A 17,317-nucleotide genomic window follows, 5' to 3' on the forward strand; every position below is an offset into this window, starting at 1 on the left:
CGCCCTGACCGATCAGAGGCCCCTCGTCCTGCTGATCGCCGTGCTGGCCGTCGTCGGCGTGGGCGCGTGGGCGAGCGCCGCGACCGCCGGCCCGGACCGGCCGCCGGTGATCGTGTCTGCGGCGGCGGCCACCGCGGTCGTGCTGCTCACCGTCGCGCTCGCGCTCGGCCGCGGTCGAGCCGTGCGGCGGCTGCGCAGCAGGGTCGCCGACCTGGAGGACCGGCTCGCCGGCGCGCACATGCAGGTCCAGACGCAGAACATCCGCGCCGCCCAGCTCGCCGACCAGATCCTGCCCGCGGTGGTGAAGCGGCTGCGTGACGGCGCCTCACCCGACGCCGCGCTGGCAGATGTGGCCGAGGCCGGGGGATTGATCGAGGCCGGGGGATTGATCGAGGCCGGGGGATTGATCGAGGCCGGCGGCCTGCGCACCGCGGGTGCCACCGACGTGGGCATCGCCGCACCCGCAGGCACCACCGGCGCAACGGGCACCGTCCGAGAGCCGGGCGTCGCCGGGCACGGGGACGTCGCGGCGGGTTCGGGGATCGGCGATGGGGACCGCGAGGCACGGGAGACACATCGGCGCATCCTGTGGACGCTCGCGACGGAGATCGGCCGCGGCGAGCGGATGCGGGCCGCGGCGATGTCCGCGTGCGCGAATGCGGCCGGCCGGGTCCAGGCGCTGGCGACGAGCATGCTCGCGGACCTGCGCGAGATGGAGCAGCGCCACGACGAGGAGGTCTTCGGCGACCTGCTCCGCCTCGACCACGCGACTGCCCAGGCGGGCCGGTTGGCGGACAGCATCGCGGTACTGACCGGCGCCCGCACCGGACGTCGGTGGACCAAGCCGATCGTGGTGGAGAGCATCCTGCGCGGCGCGGTCGGCCGGATCAGCGCCTACCAGCGGGTCCGCCTGCATTCGACGAGCACGGTCGCGGTCGCCGGCTATGCCGCGGAGGGTGTCATGCACGCCCTCGCCGAGCTGATGGACAACGCGACCAGCTTCTCGCCTCCCTCCGAGGAGGTGCACGTGTATGTGGAGGAGGTCCAGGCCGGCATCGTGGTGACGATCGAGGATGGCGGCCTGGTCATGGGGCCCGCCGCCCTGCGCCGCGCCGAGGCCGCGGTCTCGGCGGAGCCGCTGGATCTCACCACGCTGTCCGGTACCCGCCTGGGCCTGGCCGTCGTCGGCGTGCTCGCCCGCAAGCACGGTCTGACAGTGTCGTTCCGGCCGTCCTCGCGCGGCGGCACCGGTGTCATCGTGATGATCCCCCGCCGGCTCATCGCCCAACCACGGCCGAACCCCGCCACGCCCGGGGTACCCATGGGCGAGATCCTCGGGGCGACCGCGGGTGCCCTGGGCACAGCGGCGCGGGCCGGCGCAGCCGGCGCGCCGGTCGGGGGCACGATCCGCACGCTCGTCGACCGCCTCGCCCCGGACGGCACCCGGCTGAACGGCACCGAGCTGAGCCGCCCCGGCCTGGGCCGCCCCGGGCTGAGCCGCCCCGGACTGGGCCGCCCCGGACTGGGCCGCCCCGGACTGGATGGCGATGCCGCCGCCGGCCGATCCGACGCGCCCAGCACCCCTGTTCCGGACAACCCGACCGGGCCGATTCCACTCGCCGACGTGCCCGGCGAGCCGGCCGCGGCATCGCCGCCGGCGGCCCGCGAGACACTGCCGAAGCGGCGTCGTGGGGAGACTATGGCGAACGCGGCGGGTCGGTTGCCCACCCCGCCGGCGTCGACGCCTTCTTCCCCGCCCGCCGACGCCGGCGCGCGTTTCGGCGCCTTCCGTCGTGCGACCCGCGGCGAGCGGCCCGACGCACCCGTCGGCGCAACCGGCCAGGCCGACGCGGGTTCCCGGCCGCTGCCACCCCTGCCACCGTTGCCACCGTCACTCACGGGGCCGACCAAGCTGCCGGGTTCGCCGGACCCGCCGGACCCGCCGGACCCCATCAGCGTGGACACCGCCAGCGGCCCGGACCAGGGCATGTGGTTCCAGACCCGAGGTGGGACGGACGCCGGCAGGACGGACTCCGCCGGGACCAACGCCGGCGGCCACCCCATCAGGCGAGACGGCAACTCCTGATCGCTCCTACGCACGGCCGGAGATACGCATGAACACGAGAACCCGTGACCTCGACTGGCTGCTGGAGAACCTGCTGGAGCGGACGCCGGGGACCCGACATGCCCTGGTGCTCTCCAAGGACGGGCTCAAGCTCTGCCGCAGTTCCGGGCTCAGCGTGGATCAGGCGGATCAGCTCGCCGCCATCGCCTCCGGTATTCAGAGCCTCTCGCATGGTGCGTCGATGGAGTTCGGCGATGGCAGCGGCGGGGTGCGGCAGTCCATGACCGAGTTCCACGGGGGGCTGCTGTTCATCATCGAGGCCGGCCAGGGCTCGCACCTCGCCGTCGTGGCAACCGACGACGCCGACGCCGGCATCATCGGGCACAACATGAACGAGCTGGTCGAGCAGATCGGCGACTATCTCAGCGCCCCGCCGCGCGCAGCCGCACCCGGATTCGCGGCCTCGTGATCCGGGAGGCCATCGATGGGGAGAACCCCGACCGGCTCTACACCGTCACCGGCGGGCGCAGCCGCGCCGACGAGAACGCCTTCGATCTCGTCACACTGATCGTCAGCGAGAGCGATCCGACGCCGGGCATGCAGTCCGAGCACGCCGCGATCCTGCGGATGTGCCGGTCGCCGGTCGCCGTCGTGGAGGTCGCCGCCGAGCTGAAGCTGCCGGTGAGCGTGGTGAAGATCCTGCTCTGCGATCTGCTCGACACCGGCCGGATCGCGGCGCGCCATCCCTCGGCCTCCGTCGGCAGAACGCCGTTGCCCCATCCCGAGATCCTGAAGCAGGTGCTCGTTGGACTCAAGAATCTCTGAGGTCGCCGGCCAGGCCCCGCCGCGCTCCCGCACCCCGTTGGCGAGCACGGTCAACGACGCATTGAAGATCGTGATTGTCGGCGGGTTCGGTGTCGGCAAGACGACGATGGTCCGCGCGGTGAGCGAGATCCGCCCGCTGAGCACCGAGGAGACGATGACCGGCGCCGGCATCGGCATCGACGACACCGGCGGCGTGCGGGAGAAGTCCACGACCACCGTGGCGTTCGACTTCGGCCGGATCAGCCTCAACGAGCAGAAGGTGCTCTACCTGTTCGGCGCCCCCGGGCAGCAGCGGTTCTGGTTCCTGTGGGATCGGCTGTTCGCGGGAACGCTCGGTGCGGTCGTCCTCGTCGACACCCGTCGGGTGGCGGACTCCTGGTACGCGATCGACCGGCTGGAGCACCACGGGATGCCGTTCGTCGTCGCGCGCAACAACTTCGACGAACCGGAGCACACGCTGCCGCAGCTACGCGAGGCGCTGTCGCTGTCCGACGACGTACCGCTCGTCGACTGCGACGCCCGGCACCGCGCGTCGAGCAAGTCGGTGCTGATCGCGCTGGTCAACCACCTGTACGCCCTGTCCACCGCCCAGGAGACCTCGCCGTGACACATCCCCACCACGACCGCGTCGACGGCTGGGAGCCGGCCGCGACGGAGCTCGCGGCACCGGCGCCGGCCTTCCCCGACCAGCCGGAGGCGTTCCGGCTTTACGGCCCGCGCTTCCAGCACAACCCGGCGCAGTTGTACCGGGAGATGCGCCGCGTCCACGGTCCGGTCGCGCCGATCCTGCTCGACGGCGACATCCCCGCCTGGCTGGTCCTCGGCTACCGCGAGCTGCACTACGTGACGAGCAATCCGGAGCTGTTCGGACGCGACCCGCGGCGCTGGAACGCCTGGGACCGCATCCCGCCGGACTGGCCGCTGCTCCCCGTCGTCGGCTACCAGCCGTACACGATGCACCTGGAGGGCGCCGAATTCGAGCGCCGCTCGACGATCATGAATGACGTGCTCGGCGGCGTGGACCTGTTCGAGCTGCGGGCGCTGTGCGAACGGACCTGCGACGAGCTGATCGACGGTTTCGCCGGGCGAGGCGAGGCGGACCTCATCGCCGAGTACGCCCAGTCGATGCCGATGCTGCTGATCGGCCGCATGATCGGCGTGCCCGAGGCCGGCCTGCCCGAGCTGCTCGCGGCGATGAACGCGGCGACGGACGGCTCCGGCCCGGAGGCGATCGCCGGCCACTCCCGCTTCGTCGCCATCGTCAACGCGCTGCTCGCCGACCGGCGGACGCACCCGCGGGCGGACATCCCCTCCGCGATGCTCGGCCATCCCGGGAAGCTGACCGACGAGGAGGCGTCGTGGGACCTGCTGCTGATCGTCGGGATCGGCCAGCAGCCGATCACCGACTGGATCGGCAACACGCTACGGTTGATGCTCACCGACAGCCGCTTCGCCGTCACCCTTTCCGGGGGCCGGCGCAGCGTCGGGCAGGCGCTCAACGAGGTGCTGTGGGAGGACACTCCGCTACAGAACATGTCCGGCCGCTGGGCGATCCGCAGCACCCAGCTCGCTGGCCAGCACATCCAGACCGGCGACATGCTCGTGCTGAGCTGCGCGGCGGCGAACGGCGACCCGCAGGTGCGGCCGGACTCCTTCGAGGGCCCCGGCGGTAACCACGCCCACATGTCGTTCGGCCACGGCGAGCACCGCTGCCCGTATCCCGCTCAGGAGATCGCCGAGACGATCGTGCGGGCCGCCGTCGAGGTGCTGCTCGACCGGCTACCCGACACCGACCTCGAGGTCTCCCCCGACGCGCTGGTCTGGCGTCCGTCACCGTGGCTGCGCGGCCTGTCCGCACTGCCGGTGCACTTCTCGCCGTCCTGACCCACCGAGCCGCTGACCTGCCGAGCCGCTGACTGCCGCCCTCAGACCTCGCCGCCCTCAGACCTCGCCGGATCGGGGCGCCAGCGCCCAGCCGAGGGCGAGGTCGGCAACTTCTTCCCAGCCCGGCACGCTGGCCGTCAGGTGCGGGCGGCCCGGGAACTCGTGGTAGGCCGTGATCGCGCCCGACCTGCGCTGGCGGGTGAACGCCTCCCGGCTCACCGACGCTGGGACGGTGTGGTCGGCGTCGTTGCCGAGAATCAGCAGCGGCGCCCGGTCCGCCTTCCCGAAATCGACCTTGCTCGGCGCCTTGGGATTGGCGTTCGCGAAGGCAGCCTGCCACAGCGGCCGGCCCGGGGTGGGCACCTGCAGGCGCGCGTACAGCTCGTCCGACTCGCCCCGGCTGACGGTGTTCGCGAACGCGTAGAACCACTGGTCCGCGGTCAGCCCCACCACCCGATGGCGGGTCGCCGGCTTCGTCAGCACCGGCGCCGACGAGCGCAGGGTGGCGATCGGCAGCCGCAGCACGCCCTTCACCGGCGCCGGCGAGATCGCCACCCCGGCCGCACCGAGGCCACGGTCGAGCAGCAGCTGGACGATCAGGCCGCCGAACGAGTGCCCGACGAGGATCGGCGCCTCCGGTAGAGCTGCAACGATCTTCGCATAGCTGTCCGTCACCTCGACCACGCCGACCCGGTTGTCAGCGGTCGGCTCCGCCCGCAGGGCGTCGAGGTCACGGTCCATCCCCGGCCACTCCGGGGCGAGACCGGTATGCCCCAGCGCGGCGAACCGGTCGATCCACGGCTGCCAGCTCGCCGACGTCAGCCACAACCCGTGAATGAAGACGATCGTGCGCCCCGCACCCGCGGCGCTCTGGTCGGACGGGGCGGCCGGGCTGACGTCACTCACGTGGGCTCCTCGACACTCGGGGCTGGTCGTCCCCGGCCCGACGCGCGATTGCCTGCCACGCAAGGAAACTCGAGGTGCAGCCGTAGATCGCCATCATCGATGGACGCAGCCGACCGGCGCACTGTGACCCTCGTCATACCGGGCTACGCTGCGGTCCGCACCACGACCGGCAGGAGGTTTCAAGGACCACGCCCGCCCAGGTACGATCGCCCCGCGGGGCCGTTAGCTCAATTGGCAGAGCAGCCGGCTTTTAACCGGCGGGTTCAGGGTTCGAGTCCCTGACGGCCCACCCATTTTCTGGTCATGCTTCCGACCTGCGTAAATGGGATTCACGATCTATCGCTTTGAACCCCTACAGGGGAATCGGTACTGGTCAGGGTCGCGGTGGCTGGTTCAAGCCCCACCTGGACGACCAATTTGTGATCATGCAAGTCGCTTCCGTTGGGAAACAACGTGGCTGGTAGGGCGCCCGTAGAGCCAGTCGAGGGCTCCCTGACCGCCAGGACACGTTAACCGTCCGGCCCCATGAGACTCGCCGCGACCGCTTCCGCACGACCCGCCGGGAGCTCCTGGAGCCGGCGATTCGCCGCCAGAGGCCATCGGCGTCGCGGCGGAATCCGGAGATCTTTTATTGATCTTGATCCGCTGGGCGGCCCACGCGCGACTGTATGGGCATGAGGAGTCACCCCGACGCCGAGGACGCGGCGTTGGTGCGCGCGATGGCCGCCGGCGACGAAGCCGCGTTACGGGTGCTGTTCACCCGCCATCTGCCGTGGCTGCGGTCCCGGCTGGCGCGCCGCTGCAGTGATCCCGAGATTGTTGCGGACGTCCTGCAGGACACCTTTGTGGCGGCCTGGAAGGGTGCTCGGCGCTGGCGCGGGGACGGCGAGGTCGCCGCCTGGCTGTGGGGCATCGCGGTGCGCCGGCTGGTGAGCCGGCTGCGCGGTCGATCGGCACCTGTGACCCTGCCGACAGCCGAGGTCGAGGCGGCCGACGAACGCACCCTGTCGAGCGCCGAGGAGCTGGTGCTGCTCGGGGTCGAACACGGTGACCTGGCCGCCGCGCTGCGTCGGCTGTCTCCGCAGCTGCGGGCCGTCATCGAGGCCACCGTCCTGGACGGCCTGACGACCCGGGAGGCCGCCCAGTTGCTCGGACTCGCCCAGGGCACGGTGAAGGGTCGCGTTCGCAAGGCGAAGGCGCAGCTGCGCCAGGATCTGATCTCCTACCAGTCGGGGTGGTCGTGATGTCGACGATGAGCTGGCACTGCGACCCGCATCTGCTGGCTCGGTACAGTGCTGGCGCCCTCGACGCAGTGCTGGCCGCGTCTGTAGAGGCACACCTGGTCCACTGCACGCAGTGCCAGACGGCGATGGCGGCGCACACCGACCCGGACGAGTCGGACCGGATCTGGGCCGGGGTGCGGGAGGCGATCGCCCGGCCGGTGCTGCCGTGGCCGGTCCGGCTGCTGCGCCGGTGCGGGCTGAACGACGAGGATGCCGTTCTGCTCAGTGTGTCGCGCTCGCTGCGCGGCCCGTGGACGCTGGCCACGGTCGTCGTCCTCGTCTGCGCCGTGTGGGCGTCGTTCCCGGACGACCCGCGCGGGAAGGCCGCCTACCTGCTGGTCGCCCCGCTGGTCCCGGTCCTGGGCGTGGTCGCCGCGTTCGTCTCCGTCGACCAGACCGCGGAGCTTGCCGTCACGACGCCGTACTCGAAGGCCAGGCTGACGCTGCTGCGCACCCTGGCTGTCATCGTGACCACCGTCCCGCTGGTCGTGGCGATGGGCGCCCTCATCCCCGGGATCGGCTGGATGGCGGTGACCTGGCTCGGGCCCGCGTTCGGGCTCACCCTCACCGCGCTCGTCGGCCTGACCTGGCTGTCCGCCGAGGTGATCGGCCCGGCGGTGCTGGCCGGCTGGGCCGCGGTCGTGGCCGGCGCCTACGGCCACGACACCGTCGCCACCACCGTCGCGGCGCCGGCGCAGCTCGGCTACCTCGTCCTGACGGTCGTCACGGCCGCCGTGCTGTCCCTCCGCATCCGATCAACCAACTTCCCGGGAGCCCTCCCATGAACGAAACGCTGGTCGCGGTCGAGGCCGTGACCAAACGCTACGGGGACACCGTGGCGCTGGACGCGATGAGCCTGACGCTGCGGTCGGGCCTGACCGGCCTGCTCGGCCCGAACGGGGCTGGCAAGACCACGCTGATCCGCATCCTCACGACCGCGACGGCGCCGAGTAGCGGCCGGATCACCGTGTTCGGCCATGACGCGACCGGGTCGCTCGTGGACCGCACCGAGGTGCGCCGCCAGCTCGGGTACGTGCCGCAGGAGGTCCGGTTCCCGCGTGGGCTGACCTGCTTCGCGTTCGTCGACTACATCGCGGTCCTCAAGGAGTGGACCGACACCGCGCGCCGGCACACCGAGGTCCGCCGAGTGCTCGACCTCGTCGGCCTGGGCGACCGGGCCACCAGGAAGATCCGCGCCCTGTCCGGCGGCCAGCGCCGCCGGCTCGCGCTCTCCCAGGCCTTCCTCGGCCGCCCACGCCTGCTGGTGCTCGACGAGCCGACCGCCGGCCTCGATCCGGAACAGCGGGCCTCCCTGCGCACCCTGCTCTCCGAGCACGGTCGGACCGGGGCCGTGCTGCTCGCCACTCACCAGACCGAGGACGTCGCGGCGCTGTGCGAGCGGATCATCGTCGTCGACGCCGGCCGGATCCGGTTCGACGGGACAGTGGCCGAGTTTGTGGCGACGGCGGCCGGGCGGGTCTGGCTCGGCGACGCCCCGCTGCCCGGCGCCCTGCAGACCTGGCGCACCGGTACCGGACGGATCCGCTCGATCGGCGGCGTCGCGCCGACGGCGCCCGACCCGACGGTGAGCGCCGCTGAGCCGACCGTCGAGGATGCCTACCTGCTGATGCTGGGCCCGGCCGCGCACGCGGGTGCGGAGGTGGCCGCGTGAGTGCCACCGACGTTACCGCTTCTACTCCCACTCCGGCCGCCGCCGGTTCCGCGTCCACTCCCGCGTCCGCGTCGGCCGCCGCCGGTTCCGCGCTTCGCCGGCTGGCCGGACTGGAGCTGCGCCGCTATGCCCGCCGCCCGTTGTTCCTCATCGGGGTTGTGCTGACGGCGGTCAGCGCCGCGATCCCGCCCGACCACGACACGTCGACGTTCTTCAACTCGATCGTCCCGGCGGCGGCGCTGGGGATCCTCGGCCTCGTCGCGATGGCGTCGTTGACCCGCTCGGCGCACGTCCTACGCGAGTCGGCGGGCGTGGCCCCGGTTCCCGAACGTACCCAGACCGCCGCACTGGCGCTGGGCTGCCTGCTGCCGTTCGCCGTGGGGATCGCCTGGTTCGCCGTCTCGGTATGGGGCTACCACCGGCACCCGCCAGCTCCGGAGGGATACCCGTTCGGCGACATGTCGACCAGTTGGAAGTGGGCGCTGCTGTTCGGCGAGGGCACGATGGCCACCCTGGGTGGCCCGTTACTCGGCGTCGTGATCGGCCGGTGGTGGCCGCGCCGTGGCGTCGCGCCGATGCTCGCTGTCCTGCTCGTCGCCGTCGTCATCGTCATGCAGGGGCTGTTCGACCCGCTGATCCGCGTCCGGGTCGTCATGCCATTCACCTACTGGGGCGGGCCCGATGGCAACCCGGAGCACTGGCGGATCCTCACCGGCTCGCCGCAGTGGTGGGTCGGCTACCTCGCTTGCCTGTGCGGGCTGGCTGTGGTCGGGGCACTGTGGCACGACCCGGGTGCCCGCGGGCGCCTGCTGCGGGTGGCCGGCCTGGCCCTGCTGGTCGCCGCCGTCGCGACCTGCCTGCTGGCGATGTTCACCGGCGTCGGGGACGTCCTGACCAATCCACTGCCGAGCTGATGGACCTCACCGGCCGTCCCCGTCCGAGCGCGTCCGCCGGCCCGCTGGTGTGGTACGCGACCCGTGCCATCCCCTGGCTCCTCGCGGGCACCGGCTGCGCCATGATCGTCGGCCTGATGGCGCTGGTTGCCGGGTGGCCACAGGTGATGTGGCCGCTGGAAGGTACCGCCCTCGGCCTGCTCGCCGGGGTCGTCGCCTGGGCGAACGACGAACGCTGCGCGGCGATCGTGGACACGCTGCCTCGGTCGCTGCGTTGGCGGACGCTCGCCCGGTCGGTCGTCCCCGCGCTCATGCTGGCCGTCTGGATCGCCTGCCTGCTCGCGCAGCGGCACCGTCTGCCGCCGCACCTGCCGCTGTTCGCCCTCCAGGGTGCGGCCGCCGCGGCCGTGGCGCTCGCCATCACCGTCGGGCGGCGGGCCGCGGGCAGCGCCGAACCCGGGCGGACATTCGCGTCCATCATCATCCCCACCTCAGCCGCGCTGGCCCTGATCCGCCCCGCGGCGCGTCGGCTGCCCCTGTTCCCGGTCTGGCCGGGCGAGGACTGGGCCCGCAGCACTGTCATCTGGACCACGGTGTTCGGGGCGTCGCTCGTCGTTCTCGCCCCGGCCTTGGCGGAAAGGGGCGCCCCGCCGGTGCTCGCCCGGTTGGTCCGGTCGGTGTGGCCGGGCCGGTAGCCGGGCCGGTAGCCGGGCCGCCGAGGTACTGACGTCCCATTTTCCGTTCGTAGCCCTTCCTCTTCCGTTCGTAGCCCTTCCTCGCCCAGCCGTCGGCTTTGCCATGCCCTTTTTGCCCTGTTTATCCCGTCCGTCTGGGCATCTCTTCCCGGGAGTGACATCATGATCGTGCGATCCCTCCACAGCCGGTGTGCGGTTGCCACGGCCGCTGCGCTCGCGTCGGCGGCCCTTATCGCCGTCGCCGGCTGCTCGTCGGACTCGTCCGGCTCGGCGGCCACCACGCCGGCCGCGACCGGTGCGACCGGTGCGACCGGTGCGACCGGTGCCGGTGCCGGCTCGGTGCAGGCAGCTTGCGAGGCCGAACTCACCGTCAACGCCACCGACATCCCCGGCATCGACCCGGACGCCCCCGCCCCCACCGCCGGCGAGCTACGCGCGTTCGCCACGACGATCGAGCCGGCGGCCACCGCCCTACGCACCAACCTGCCCGCCGAACTGACCGGCCAGGCGGACAAGCTGATCGCCGTGGTCAACGGGGCCAAGCAGGGCAAGCGGTTCGACCTCGACAGCAGCGGCCTGACCGAGGCCGGCCACGCCATCGAAGCCTGGATGTACGACCACTGCGGCTACCCGACACTCGACGTCACCAACAACGCGGGCGCGCTCACCGGCGTGCCCGCCTCGGTCGCTGCTGGCCCGATGGCCATCCGGTTCACCAACACCGGGGACCCGAACCGCGCGGGCTTCATCCTGATCATCGGCAAGACCAAAGCCGGTGCCACCGCGACCGCCGCCGACGTCGCCAACGGCCGCGTCGACATCCAGCAGGTCGCCGACGTTGTCACCGTCAGCCAGCCCGTCGGCGACGAACCCGGCTACACCATCGCCCGCATCCCCGCCGGCCACTACATCCTCGACAGCCCACTCGGCACGCCACCCGACTTCGGCGCAGGCGAGGCCGTCACCGAACTCGACGCCCGCTGAGCTGCTCGCGGTGCCGCGTCTGCACTGGTCCCCCGGCGCCAAGTGCGGACAGCGGCCCGAGTAGGACTATGACGTCGCTCCGCCATCGGATCATCGCGGCCAGACGGGTCGAGGTGTCCGGGACTGCCAGGTGTACAGAACATTAGTTCGATTCGACAGATGATGTTCCTGCCCGCATGGTCACTGGGCATCGCCCCTGCTGAGGGCACGTGTGGCGACCGGGCGGACGGTGATCTTGGGGTCGCGGACCAAGATCAGTTGGTTCGGATGCCGGTACACGTGGTCCACAAGCCCTCTTTCCTTGACATGGTGTTGCCCCCGCTACACGAGGCCTTCGGCGGGCACCTCGACGTCGACGGTTCCGTTGTGATCACCGAGCTCTCGCCCGCGTTGGGCGCGCCGAACCGATCCCTGCACCAGGCTCCGATCAACGTCATCGCCGAGGCGGCTGCGATGGCGGGCCTGCAACGCACGACGGGCACCGCCGACTTCCAGGTCAACCACTGGACAATCCAGTTCATCAAGCCCGGCTCGGTTGGCCCGTTCCGCGCCAGGGCGACCGTGCGACCGAGCCGCGATGGCAGGTGGTACGGCGTCGATGTCGACGTCGTCGACGAAGGACAGGACCGCCGGCTCATCGCCAACATCTCCGCTCTGTTCTCCCATGCCGACGGGGCGGGATGACACAGACGGTGATCGGCACCCTCACCCCGGGCGCCGGCGCCGGATCGATCACCGTCGCCACCTGACCCAGAACAGCGAGTTCTCTTTTCCCGGTGCGTGCGCCGCGGATCAGTACCTGATCGCCGCAGGCTCCCTCGTCCCAGCTTCGGCAACCACTCACTATGTGGCCCTGGGCGTCTGGGAGTCCCCGTTCACTGCCGCTCCCGCGCGCGGAACCTGCCCCGAAGCCCACGCCCTACCGCGACGCCGGCAGATCGCCGAGGATTCGGCGCAGTCGGCGGGAGTTGTCGACGGCGTAACCGTGGCCGTCGTTGTTGAAGTAGGCGTAGACATCCAGGCCACCGCCGGCCCATTCGGCAATGCGGCCAGCCCACCAGCGCAGCGCGTCGCCGCCGTAGGAACCGGCGTAGAGGGTCGCGGGGTCAGGGCCATGGAGGCGCACATACACGAACGGTGCGGTGGCCCGCAGGACACACGGCAGGCCGGCACCTCTCACGACGCAGTAGGCCGCGCCGTATCGTTCGAGGATCCGGTAGACCCCCTCGTCGTGCCAGCTTGGATGGCGGAACTCGACAGCCACCCGCATCCACGGCGGCGTCCCGGCCAGGAAGTACTCCAACCGGGCGTCGTCGCGGCTCTGGCGCCCGTCGAGCTGCACCAGGACTGCTGCTCGCCGGTCGGCCAGTTCATGCCAGGCGCCCGCGATCCGACTCGTCCATGCCTCCGGTGCGTAGAGCCGCTTGGCGTGGGTCAATCCGCGGGACGCCTTCACCGACATCACGAAACCCGGCGGCAACCGGTGGCGCCAACAAGCGAACGTCGCATCCCTCGGCCAGCGGTAAAAACTGGCGTTCAACTCGACCGTGTCGTACTCGGCCGCGTAGAGGGCCAGGCGGCTACCGGCCAGCGTCCCCGGCGGGTAGAGCACGCCTTCCCAGTGATCGTAACTCCATCCGGAAGTGCCGACGTAGACCGCGATCGTCGCTCAGCCTCCTCAGTCGATTTCCACCGTGCATCTAAAATACTCTCAGCGAGGACTCGCGGGAGCTCAAAGCCATTCGTTGCGACGCAGCATGTACCAGGCTCCTCCAGCCAGAACGATCATGACGATGCAGCTGGCAATGAAACCCGCGTGGTGCCCAAATCCCGGGTAGGGAACATTCTGACCGTAAAAGCCGGTGACGGCGGTCGGCACGGCTATGATAGCGGCCCAGGCAGCGAGTTTCTTGGTGATTTCGTTGAGCTGGGCGCCCTGTTCGTTCAGCTGTGCCTCGACAATGCTGTTGATCCGATCGCGGGCGGCGTCAATAGTCTCGGCCGCCCTCAGCGCGTGGTCGGAGACGTCATGGAAGTACGGCGCCAACTCCTCGTTGACGAGACGGCTGTCGTTGCGCACCAGGCGGGCGACGACGTCCTGCATGGGAGCCACGACCCGGCGCAGGCGCGCGAGCTGCGCCCCCAGCTCGTATGCGCGGCGGCGGATGTCGATGCCGGGTCGGGCGTCGAACAGACAACTCTGCAGATCCTCGACGGCGTCGTCGAGTTCCTGGACCGACGCGTGATGGCCGTCCACCACGGCGTCGAGCAGACCATAGGTCAGGACAGCCACGTCGTTGCCGCCCGACACCAGATTCGTGTTGAAGTCCCAGCTCGCGATCAGGGCATCGATATCGAACTCGTCTTTTCGGACGGTGATCAGCGCCCGGCCGGTGATGAAGACACTGATCTCGCCGGTTGTCAGCGTGGCATCGTCGTGGCTGACAGACACGGCGTACATGTTGGCGAACAAGTGCGTCCGGTACCGGTCGACCTTCGGCCGCTGGTGCGGGTGGATGGCGTCCTCGACGGCCAGCGGGTGCAGACCGAATTCGTCGACCACGATTTGTAGATCTTCCTCCGTCGGGTTGTGCAGATCCAGCCACACCACGGTCGAGTGATCGGCGGCCAGCTTCTCGCTGATCTGCTCGGCGGGGAAACCTTCCTCCTCCAGCGCCCCCTGCCGGTAAAGCCGGGTCCGGGTCGGGCATCTCGGCGGGATCGCATGCGAGACGCTGGGAGCTTCGGCACCGGGCGTCCGCGGGTCGCCCGCGGCGGGTCCGGGCTTGGGGATCGGAGCCTGTGTCATGGCGCCCCAGCATGCCACCGTGCCAAGCGAACCGGTAAGTCCAAGGCGTCGGGGACAATTCCGGTTCAGCGGACGCTGGACCAGGTCGCCACGAGCGCCGGTCCCACGCCGCCGCGTGGCTGGGCCGTGATCCGCACGAGCACGTCCGTCGGCGCCTCGCCCCGGGCGTCCGGCAACCTGTGCGACCGTGACCTGCCGCGGGCCCTGGTACACCGGTGCCGCGTGCTGGCTGGTGTAGTCACGACGAACCGGGGAATGGCCAGATCGAAGCGATCCGGAACGGGCCGCGAGGAGGCTTGTATGTCCGTCACGCCCTTCAAAGATTTTCCGCTGGCCGACCGCAAGCGCCCGTGGAACGGCGCGGCGGCCGAGAAGCGGGTCCGGCGCTGGGCTCACGCTCAGGACACCCCCAACGGCAAGTACCGCGAGGCACACGTCTGGTACGACCAGGAGAAGAAAGACGAGTTCACCGGCTACAAACTGCTCATCGCCGACGTGATCGACGGAGAGCTGACGGTCGTTCCCCGCGGGGTGATGGCCGCGGCAGCGGTCATGCAGGGCTCGCGTGGCGGCGTGGACCTACCAGCGGCCGACATCACTCGGGCCAAGAACCACCTGGCCAAGTACTACAGGAAGATGGGCGACGGCGCCCCCTGGGAAGCGCGGTAAGCGGCCAGATCGGCGGGGACCTGGTCCCGCAGCTACGGCAACGAGCTCTGGGAATTCGACGAGCAGGGTCTGATGCGTCGCCGTGAGGCCAGCATCAACGATGTGGTGATCAACGAAAAGGATCGGCGCTTCTTCGGCCCACGCGCTTCTTCGGCCCACGTACTCCGACGAACGCGGTGAGCCCGGCGAACCCCGTCAGCCGCGACGACCGGTTCGGGCGGGCTCGGGGTGATGCCGGTCGACTCGCTGCCGGTGGCGGGCGAGGACAACATCCGCGAGGGCGTCCGCGCGTTCCATGTCGTCGAGGGTGGCCCGGGAGCGTCCATCGACCGCGAGGATGGCGGCAAGCAGCTCTGCGGACAGTCTCATCCGCACTGCCACGCGGGCCACGCTCGGCGGCAGGTGGGACGATGCCTGGGGTGACTGCGGGCGACAATCGGTACGAGCGGCCACCTGTGACGGAATCTGGCCGCCCGGCGTGACGTGACCCTCAGGGGTGGTGCGATGGCGTGGCCGGACTCCGAGGAGATCGAACATACATTCGATTATGGTGTGGGGAGATCGTCCTGTCAAGTCTCGGACGCCCCCACCCTCCGAGCCTGGCCACCTGCCCGGCTCGGGATGTCCCACGGATCCGCCTGTCCGGTGGACCGGCCGCGCTGGCGGTCAAGGCGGGCCGACGCTCCGAATACAGTGCAGCCCGGACGGTCGCGACCTCGTGGGCGAACTCGGGCCCGGCTGCCCGGATGTGGTCGGCGACGGAGGGAGTGGATCATGCGTCTGCACGTGGGATGCGCGATGTGGACGCACAAGTCGTGGCAGGGGCGTTTCCTCGCGCATCCGCTCCCGGCGCACGAACGGTTGCGGCACTATGCGGGCTGGTGCAATGCGGTCGAAGGGAACACGACGTTCTACGCGACTCCGGCTCGGGACACCGTGGCCTCATGGGCGCAGCAGACCGATTCCGACTTCCGGTTCGTACTCAAGCTGCCGAAGGTCATCACGCACGAACGCCGGCTGACCGGCGTCGACGAGGCCCTGCACGACTTCCTGGCGGCGATCGAGCCGCTCGGTCCGCGGGCCCATGCCCTCTGGATACAGCTTCCCGGAGCCTTCGCCCCCGCCGACGTCCCCGCGTTGGCCCGTTTTCTGGGCCGGCTCCCCGGGTCCCACCGGTACGCCGTCGAGGTCCGCCACCCCGCATTCTTCGACGATCCTCGGGCCGTGCGGATGCTTGAAGCGGCACTCGCCGTCGCGGCTGCCGAATGGATTCCCTTCGACACCACCGCCTTCTTCCAGAGCCCGCCGACCAGCGATGCCGAACGAGACGCCTGGGCCAAGAAGCCGCGCGTGCCGCTGCGATCGGTCGCGTTGACCGACCGGCCCATCGTCCGTTACCTCGGCCGCGACGCCTGTGCGCGGACGGTCGAAGGCTGGCAGCGCTGGATCGACATCACCGTCGGGTGGCTGCACGAGGGCCGCTCCCCCACCGTCTTCATCCACACACCGGACAACGCCGACGCGCCGGAACTCGCCCGCCGCTTCCACGACGACGTGCGGGCACGCCTCCCCGAGCTGGAGCCCCTGCCGCAGCCGATGCCGGCCGAGCCACCGACCCTCTTCTGACGCGGGGCATCAACACCGACCCGGGCTGTACAACGAACCTTTGTTACCCAACCGTGAAATACCGAGGCCGGACCACTGCCAATGGCCTTCGATATCCATTTTCCCGGGGACGGGGCCCGATTCTCTGTGCAACGATGCCGGTACCGGATCTTCCGATAGCCAGGGGGCGTTCACATGAGTGGTGTCACGAATCTGACCGTACTCGTCGACGACGAGCCGGCACCGAATGGTTGGACCAAGATCGGCAAGGACCTCAACGCGGGCGCTGGCGGCGCCTACCTGTATTTCGCGTACGAGAAGGGTGCCGGCGCTCCTATCACCGACATTATCTTCCTGTTGAGCAAGGACGAGCCGGCCCCGTCGAGCTATCACCGTATCGATGTCGACCTGAACAAGGGCGCCGGCGGTGCCTACATCTACACCGCCTTCAGCCGTGAGGCCCATCTGGGCAGCCCGATCGAGGATCTTGATGTCATTCTCGGCGACAACAGCGGAATTCAGCCGCAGGCGCCGTGGCGACGCATCGACGTCGACCTGAACAAGGGCGCCGGCGGCAAGTATGTCTACCTGGTGTACCGGAACGCCTGAGGATTCACCCCGCCGAGCACTGCGGCCGAGTCCGCGGTCTACCCACCACGGACAGGCGGTCCGCTGACACGGCCCGGGCGGCCGCGTACGTGCGATGCCCCTCCCAGCCTGGGGAAAACGGGCGGGGAGGGGTCACCGGCCAACGCCGTGTCCGCTCCGGGCCCGTCCAGGGCTCAGAAGCCGAGGCTGCACCCGACGATCTCTTTCATGATCTCGTTGGTGCCGGCCCAGATCTTCGTGACCCGTCCGTCCATCCAGGCCTGAGCGGCGCGGTACTCGGTCAGTAGCCGTTGGTGATGAAGGTCTTCGACCCGTCGATGGCGACGCCAGGACCGAGGAAGCCCGCGCGCCCCGCCTCCCGCAACAATATGTGATCTTCCCCGTACAGGGTGCGTTCCACGTCCGACCTCCCAACCGT

Annotated in this window: 20 protein-coding genes, 1 tRNA gene and 1 pseudogene; 17 read left to right on the forward strand and 5 right to left on the reverse strand. The window is 70.3% G+C overall.

The window, feature by feature from the left end; all coding sequences use genetic code 11:
* From NBZ85_RS01975 to NBZ85_RS01995, 5 genes are all read left to right on the forward strand, one after another.
* Window positions 1–2,086, forward strand: a 2,086-nt coding sequence (locus NBZ85_RS01975) for an ATP-binding protein (protein WP_261561429.1), incomplete at its 5' end; no start/stop codon positions are given.
* Window positions 2,087–2,114: 28 nt separating this feature from the next.
* Window positions 2,115–2,534: a roadblock/LC7 domain-containing protein gene (locus NBZ85_RS01980; protein ID WP_261554029.1), complete on the forward strand. Its 420-nt coding sequence runs from the start codon at window positions 2,115–2,117 to the stop codon at window positions 2,532–2,534.
* The gene (locus tag NBZ85_RS01985; protein ID WP_261554028.1) at window positions 2,531–2,890 is read left to right on the forward strand and encodes a DUF742 domain-containing protein; all 360 of its coding nucleotides are present in this window, start codon (window positions 2,531–2,533) and stop codon (window positions 2,888–2,890) included. Before NBZ85_RS01980 ends, NBZ85_RS01985 begins: the two co-directional genes overlap by 4 nt.
* Complete coding sequence (locus NBZ85_RS01990; RefSeq protein WP_261561430.1) at window positions 2,871–3,497, forward strand: GTP-binding protein; 627 nt, start codon at window positions 2,871–2,873, stop codon at window positions 3,495–3,497. Before NBZ85_RS01985 ends, NBZ85_RS01990 begins: the two co-directional genes overlap by 20 nt.
* Entirely contained in the window at window positions 3,494–4,774 is a 1,281-nt protein-coding gene (locus tag NBZ85_RS01995; protein ID WP_261554026.1) for a cytochrome P450, read from the forward strand. The genes NBZ85_RS01990 and NBZ85_RS01995 overlap by 4 nt, the downstream gene beginning before the upstream one ends.
* A gap of 57 nt (window positions 4,775–4,831) precedes the next feature.
* Here NBZ85_RS01995 and NBZ85_RS02000 read toward each other — a convergent pair whose 3' ends face one another.
* Window positions 4,832–5,680, reverse strand: coding sequence for an alpha/beta hydrolase (locus tag NBZ85_RS02000; RefSeq protein ID WP_261554025.1), 849 nt, complete (start codon window positions 5,678–5,680; stop codon window positions 4,832–4,834).
* A 216-nt stretch (window positions 5,681–5,896) separates the two neighbouring features.
* On the opposite strand from NBZ85_RS02000, the gene NBZ85_RS02005 reads away from it, so the two are divergent.
* The 8 genes from NBZ85_RS02005 to NBZ85_RS02040 all read left to right on the forward strand — a co-directional run bounded on the left by NBZ85_RS02005 (window position 5,897) and on the right by NBZ85_RS02040 (window position 11,891).
* Window positions 5,897–5,969: transfer RNA gene (locus tag NBZ85_RS02005), tRNA-Lys, on the forward strand.
* A gap of 385 nt (window positions 5,970–6,354) precedes the next feature.
* The gene (locus tag NBZ85_RS02010; protein ID WP_261554024.1) at window positions 6,355–6,924 is read left to right on the forward strand and encodes an RNA polymerase sigma factor; all 570 of its coding nucleotides are present in this window, start codon (window positions 6,355–6,357) and stop codon (window positions 6,922–6,924) included.
* Entirely contained in the window at window positions 6,924–7,748 is an 825-nt protein-coding gene (locus tag NBZ85_RS02015; RefSeq protein ID WP_261554023.1) for a cupin domain-containing protein, read from the forward strand. Before NBZ85_RS02010 ends, NBZ85_RS02015 begins: the two co-directional genes overlap by 1 nt.
* Window positions 7,745–8,635 carry an ATP-binding cassette domain-containing protein gene (locus tag NBZ85_RS02020; protein ID WP_261554022.1) on the forward strand — a complete coding sequence of 297 codons (891 nt, stop codon included), beginning with the start codon at window positions 7,745–7,747 and terminating at the stop codon, window positions 8,633–8,635. The genes NBZ85_RS02015 and NBZ85_RS02020 overlap by 4 nt, the downstream gene beginning before the upstream one ends.
* Window positions 8,632–9,549, forward strand: coding sequence for a hypothetical protein (locus NBZ85_RS02025; RefSeq protein WP_261554021.1), 918 nt, complete (start codon window positions 8,632–8,634; stop codon window positions 9,547–9,549). The genes NBZ85_RS02020 and NBZ85_RS02025 overlap by 4 nt, the downstream gene beginning before the upstream one ends.
* Complete coding sequence (locus NBZ85_RS02030) at window positions 9,549–10,223, forward strand: hypothetical protein (RefSeq protein WP_261554020.1); 675 nt, start codon at window positions 9,549–9,551, stop codon at window positions 10,221–10,223. Before NBZ85_RS02025 ends, NBZ85_RS02030 begins: the two co-directional genes overlap by 1 nt.
* A 162-nt stretch (window positions 10,224–10,385) precedes the next feature.
* Entirely contained in the window at window positions 10,386–11,207 is an 822-nt protein-coding gene (locus NBZ85_RS02035) for a hypothetical protein (RefSeq protein ID WP_261554019.1), read from the forward strand.
* Between the two features lie 267 nt (window positions 11,208–11,474).
* Window positions 11,475–11,891 carry a hypothetical protein gene (locus NBZ85_RS02040; RefSeq protein WP_261554018.1) on the forward strand — a complete coding sequence of 139 codons (417 nt, stop codon included), beginning with the start codon at window positions 11,475–11,477 and terminating at the stop codon, window positions 11,889–11,891.
* Between the two features lie 235 nt (window positions 11,892–12,126).
* Here the strand turns inward: NBZ85_RS02040 and NBZ85_RS02045 are convergent, their stop codons facing one another.
* A complete protein-coding gene (locus tag NBZ85_RS02045) occupies window positions 12,127–12,870 on the reverse strand; it encodes a DUF72 domain-containing protein (protein WP_498041226.1) in 744 nt (247 codons plus the stop codon).
* A 69-nt stretch (window positions 12,871–12,939) separates the two neighbouring features.
* Window positions 12,940–14,016 carry a magnesium transporter CorA family protein gene (locus NBZ85_RS02050; RefSeq protein ID WP_261554016.1) on the reverse strand — a complete coding sequence of 359 codons (1,077 nt, stop codon included), beginning with the start codon at window positions 14,014–14,016 and terminating at the stop codon, window positions 12,940–12,942.
* Window positions 14,017–14,316: 300 nt separating this feature from the next.
* Between NBZ85_RS02050 and NBZ85_RS02055 the strand changes: the two genes are divergently transcribed.
* Both NBZ85_RS02055 and NBZ85_RS02060 read left to right on the forward strand, forming a co-directional pair.
* Window positions 14,317–14,685: a hypothetical protein gene (locus tag NBZ85_RS02055; protein WP_261554015.1), complete on the forward strand. Its 369-nt coding sequence runs from the start codon at window positions 14,317–14,319 to the stop codon at window positions 14,683–14,685.
* 21 nt (window positions 14,686–14,706) lie between these two features.
* Window positions 14,707–14,865 (forward strand): annotated as a pseudogene (locus NBZ85_RS02060) (DUF1348 family protein); the annotation flags it as partial.
* Between the two features lie 15 nt (window positions 14,866–14,880).
* Here NBZ85_RS02060 and NBZ85_RS32495 read toward each other — a convergent pair.
* Window positions 14,881–15,054 carry a hypothetical protein gene (locus NBZ85_RS32495; RefSeq protein WP_308204937.1) on the reverse strand — a complete coding sequence of 58 codons (174 nt, stop codon included), beginning with the start codon at window positions 15,052–15,054 and terminating at the stop codon, window positions 14,881–14,883.
* Window positions 15,055–15,459: 405 nt separating this feature from the next.
* Here NBZ85_RS32495 and NBZ85_RS02070 point away from each other — a divergent pair, with 405 nt between their 5' ends.
* Window positions 15,460–16,311: a DUF72 domain-containing protein gene (locus NBZ85_RS02070; protein ID WP_261554013.1), complete on the forward strand. Its 852-nt coding sequence runs from the start codon at window positions 15,460–15,462 to the stop codon at window positions 16,309–16,311.
* Window positions 16,312–16,485: 174 nt separating this feature from the next.
* Window positions 16,486–16,899: a hypothetical protein gene (locus tag NBZ85_RS02075; RefSeq protein WP_261554012.1), complete on the forward strand. Its 414-nt coding sequence runs from the start codon at window positions 16,486–16,488 to the stop codon at window positions 16,897–16,899.
* Between the two features lie 173 nt (window positions 16,900–17,072).
* On the opposite strand, the gene NBZ85_RS33930 is transcribed toward NBZ85_RS02075, so the two are convergent.
* Window positions 17,073–17,153 carry a hypothetical protein gene (locus tag NBZ85_RS33930; RefSeq protein ID WP_261554031.1) on the reverse strand — a complete coding sequence of 27 codons (81 nt, stop codon included), beginning with the start codon at window positions 17,151–17,153 and terminating at the stop codon, window positions 17,073–17,075.
* Window positions 17,154–17,317 lie beyond the last annotated feature (164 nt).

Source organism: Frankia tisae, from assembly GCF_025403405.1.
Classification (GTDB): domain Bacteria; phylum Actinomycetota; class Actinomycetes; order Frankiales; family Frankiaceae; genus Frankia; species Frankia tisai.